The following is a 4,317-nucleotide window of genomic DNA, read 5'->3' on the forward strand; positions in this document are numbered from 1 at the left end:
CTGTACCCGCTGCGCAGCGGGATCGCCGACCTGCCCGCACCGCAGCGTCGTGCGCTCGAGGTCGCGTTCGGTCTCGCGACGGGGATCCAGCCCTCGCCGCTGCTCGCCGGGCTGGCGGCGCTGACGCTGGTCTCCGACGCCGCCTCGGAAGGCCCGATCCTGGTCGTCGCCGAGGACCTGCACTGGATGGACGCCGCGTCCGAGTGGGCGATCCGGATGATGGCCCGGCGGGTCGACCAGGACCCGATCGTCATGGTGATCACGACCCGGAACACCGAGACCGCGGACGACCCCGCGGTCCGGCGCCTCCACCTGACGCCGCTCGACGAGTCGGACGCCGGCCGCCTGCTCGACGCCGTCCCCGGGGCGCCGATGGGCCAGGCGCGACGCGACCTGGTGCTCCGCGCCGAGGGGAACCCGCTCGCGCTGCACGAACTCAGCCGCACGACACCGGGGGACCGGACCCGCGACCGTCCCGTGGTGGGCCGGGTGGAGCAGGAGTTCGCCGCGCGGTACGCGGAGCTGGACCACCCCGTCCGGCTGGCCATCCTCGCCGTCGCCCTGTCCGGTGGTACCGGCGCCGAGGAAGCCGCGCGGGTGGCCGCCCGGACGCTCGGGAGGTTCCCGCCGCCGACGTGGACGGAGCAGGCCTCGGCGTCGTCCCTGCTCGAGTGGGTGGCGCCCCGCGCGATCCGGTTCCGGCACCCGCTCGTGCAGTCGGCGGTCCTCACCGCCGCGTCGCCGACGGAGCGCACGGCGGTCCTGCGCTCCCTGGTCCTCGAGCACGACCACGACCCCGCGCGCACGGTCTGGTGGCGGGCCGAACTGGCGACCGGCCACGACGACGACCTCGCGGACGAGATCGCCGCGATCGGCGACGAGCGGTCGGCGATGTCCGATCCGTTCGTCGCGAGCCGGGCGTACGAGCGCTCGGCCGAGCTGACCTCGGACGTCGCCCGACGCGTCGGCCGGCGGATCCTCGCGGCGGAGCACGCCGGGCTGTCCGGACGGCTCGCGGACGCCTCGCTCCTGGTGCAGCGAGCGTGCGACGAGGCACCCGACCGGCTCCTCGCAGCACGCGCGGCCTTCGTCGCCGAGACCCTGCCCACCGGTCGGACCGGGCTCGCGGTGGGCGACCTCGGGCCAGCCCTGCACGCCGTCTCCGAGATGCAGCAGGGCGGCGGGGTCGACCACGCCACCGCGGCACTGCTGCACCTCGCCGCGATCGCCTGGGACCACACCGCCGAACCGGACCCCGGCGACCCGATGCTCGTCGTGGTCGAGGCGCTCGCCCTGCCGGACGACGACCCACGCTCGATCCTGCTCGCGGCCCGGACCGAGCCGGTGGTGCGTGGCGACCGTGTGCTGGAACGCGCGCTCGCCGCCGCACCCACCGCCGAGGACGAGGGCTCCGCCTGGTACCTCGGGTACGCGCTCAACCTCGTCGGGGAGATCGAGACGGCACGTGTCCTCCTCGACCGTGCCGTCCGGAGCATGCGGGCGCGTGGTGACCTGCGCACCTTCCCGCAGGCGCTCATGGGGACGTCGATGACCACGTTCCTCGGTGGGGACCTCGGGCGGGCGCGGGTCCTCGCCGAGGAGGCCTCCTCGCTCGGACGGGACCTCGGTGACGACGGCTTCACCGCCGCGACCCGGTGCGCGCTCGCGTGGTTCGACGCCCTCGACGGCAAGCAGCCGGACCCCGAACGGATCGCGGGCGGAACGGCTGCCGGGGCGCAGGTGCTCCGGTCGAGTGCGATGCGCGCGACCCTGCTCGGCGCCGCGGGGGCGGCGTCCCTGGTGTCCGGTCGCGCGGCCGAGGCACTCGAATCCGTCCGGGCACTGGCCGATCCGGACCACGACGCGTTCAACCCGACGTTCGCCGTCATCACCTCGCACGACTTCGTCGACGCCGCGTTGGAGTCGGGCAACCGCGCCGACGCCGAGCAGCGGGCGGCGGACCTCGAGCGGCTCCACGCCCGCTGGCACGCGCCGATCGTCCGCGCCGCGCTCGACCACGCGCGGCTCGCACTCGTCCCCGACGCCGACCTCGAACCGGCGTGGGCGTCCGTGCAGCACGAACGGTGGCCGGTGCCGTACGTGCAGGCCCGTGCACTGCTCCGCCTCGGCGGCCGCCTGCGCCGGACGGGTCGGCGGGACACGGCCCGTGCCGCCCTGCACGCCGCCCTCGAGCTGTTCGAGTCGATGCCCGCGCCGGCGTGGGCGGACCGGACCCGTGACGCCATCCGGGCGACCGGGCAGCGGGTGGCAGCGGCGGGGCACGGCGGCGTCGAACTGCTCACGCCGCAGGAGCTCCGGGTCTGCACGCTCGCGGCACGGGGACTGAGCAACCGGGCGATCGGCGAGCACCTGTTCGTCTCCCCGCGGACGGTGGGGGCCCACCTGTACGCGGCGTTCCAGAAGCTCGGGATCTCGGCCCGACAGGAACTCGCCGCGGCCCTGGCGGCCGGCTCGTCCGGCGACTAGGTCACCCGGCAACGCATCTCGGTCACCGTGACCGATGTGCACCTGTACCGTGCGCCCCTAGCGTCGTCAGCGCCACCAGGCACCGCCCTCGACGAAGCAGGTCCGCGCCTCCCGCTGCGGACCCGGAAGGACCGCACCATGCCCGGATCACCCACCATCGTCCTCGTCCACGGAGCATTCGCCGACGCCTCCAGCTGGGCCCCGGTGACGAGGCTCCTCCTCGACCAGGGTCACCACGTCCTCGTCCCGCCCGTCTTCAACCGCAGCCTCTCCGGCGACGCGGCCTACATCCGGTCCTTCGTCGAGCAGATCGACGGACCGGTCCTGCTCGCCGGGCACTCGTACGGCGGCGCGATCCTCACCGTGGCCGGTGTCGCCGAGAACGTCGTCGGCCTCGTCTTCGTCGCCGCGTACGCGCTCGAGGAGGGCGAGAGCCTCGGGGCCCTGCAGGGCGGCTTCCCGGACAGCGACCTCGCCGCGAACCTCGTGTACGCGCCCTACCCCGTGGACGGCGGCGAGCCCGGCACGGACGTCTCCGTCGCCGTCGACGCCTTCCCCGCCGTCTTCGCGGACGGGCTCGCACTCGACGAGGCGCAGGTGCTCGCGGTGTCGCAACGTCCGCTCTCCGCCGTCGCGTTCGGCGAGCCGGCATCGGCGGCCGCGTGGAAGACCAAGCCGTCCTGGGGCATCGTCTCCAGCGCCGACCACACCATCAACCCCGACGTCGAGCGCTTCGGGTACCAGCGCGCCGGCGTCCGCGAGGTCGTCGAGATCGACGGCCCCCACCTCGTGATGCAGACCCACCCCGCCGAGGTCGCCGCGGTCATCACCACCGCCCTCGCCGCGGTCAGCTGACCCCGGCCCCTCGACCGACCGACCGAGAACCACCGAACCACCACAGGGAGACCACCATGGGATACGTGACCACCGACGACGGTGCAGAGATCTACTTCAAGGACTGGGGGAGCCACGACGCGCAGCCGATCGTGTTCCACCACGGCTGGCCGCTGTCCTCGGACGACTGGGACGCGCAGATGCTGTACTTCCTGGCCGAGGGCTACCGCGTCATCGCCAGCGACCGCCGCGGCCACGGACGCTCGTCGCAGATCGGCACCGGCCACGACATGGACCACTACGCGAGCGACGTCTCCGCCGTGGTCGAACACCTCGACCTGCACGACGCGATCCACATCGGCCACTCGACCGGTGGCGGCCAGGTCGCCCGGTACGTCGCCCAGTACGGCCAGCCGCAGGGCCGGGTCGCCAAGGCCATCCTCGTCGCGGCGGTGCCGCCGCTCATGGTCACGACCGAGGCGAACCCCGACGGCACCGACATCTCGGTCTTCGACGGGTTCCGCGAGGCGCTCGCCGCCAACCGTGCCGAGTTCTTCCAGGCCGTCGCCTCCGGCCCGTTCTACGGCTTCAACCGTGACGGTGCGACGCCGTCGGAGCCGGTCATCGCGAACTGGTGGCGTCAGGGCATGACGGGCAGCGCGCTCGCACACTACGAGGGCATCAAGGCGTTCTCGGAGACCGACCAGACGGAGGACCTCAAGGCCATCACCGTCCCGGTCCTCGTCCTGCAGGGCGACGACGACCAGGTCGTGCCGTACCGGGACGCGTCGCTGAAGCAGGCGGAGCTCCTCAGCAATGCCACGCTCAAGATCTACGAGGGGTACCCGCACGGCATGCTGACGACCCACGCAGACGTCGTCAACCCGGACATCCTCGCGTTCCTCCGGAGCTGAGCGCACCGACGCTGCGGACGCAGCGTCCCGGACTGGAGGCGCGGTGCGGGTGAGCTGATCGGCTCACCCGCACCGCGCCTCC

3 protein-coding genes are annotated in these 4,317 nt (G+C 73.5%); all 3 read left to right on the forward strand.

Annotated features, from left to right (window positions below; genetic code table 11):
- Positions 1-2,487 (forward strand): helix-turn-helix transcriptional regulator (locus BIV01_RS09445; RefSeq protein WP_071302660.1); only part of this gene is annotated, 2,487 nt, incomplete at its 5' end.
- A 138-nt stretch (positions 2,488-2,625) separates the two neighbouring features.
- On the forward strand, positions 2,626-3,342 hold the full coding sequence (locus tag BIV01_RS09450) for an alpha/beta fold hydrolase (RefSeq protein WP_071302661.1): 717 nt from the start codon (positions 2,626-2,628) through the stop codon (positions 3,340-3,342).
- A gap of 56 nt (positions 3,343-3,398) precedes the next feature.
- Positions 3,399-4,235: an alpha/beta fold hydrolase gene (locus tag BIV01_RS09455; RefSeq protein WP_071302662.1), complete on the forward strand. Its 837-nt coding sequence runs from the start codon at positions 3,399-3,401 to the stop codon at positions 4,233-4,235.
- Positions 4,236-4,317: the final 82 nt, after the last annotated feature.

This window comes from Curtobacterium sp. MCBA15_013 (assembly GCF_001865095.1).
Lineage (GTDB): Bacteria > Actinomycetota > Actinomycetes > Actinomycetales > Microbacteriaceae > Curtobacterium.

Coding starts and splice junctions, on each gene's coding strand:
- BIV01_RS09455 (WP_071302662.1), top strand. CDS start 3,399: ATGGGATACGTGACCACCGACGACGGTGCAGAGATCTACTTCAAGGAC.
- BIV01_RS09450 (WP_071302661.1), top strand. CDS start 2,626: ATGCCCGGATCACCCACCATCGTCCTCGTCCACGGAGCATTCGCCGAC.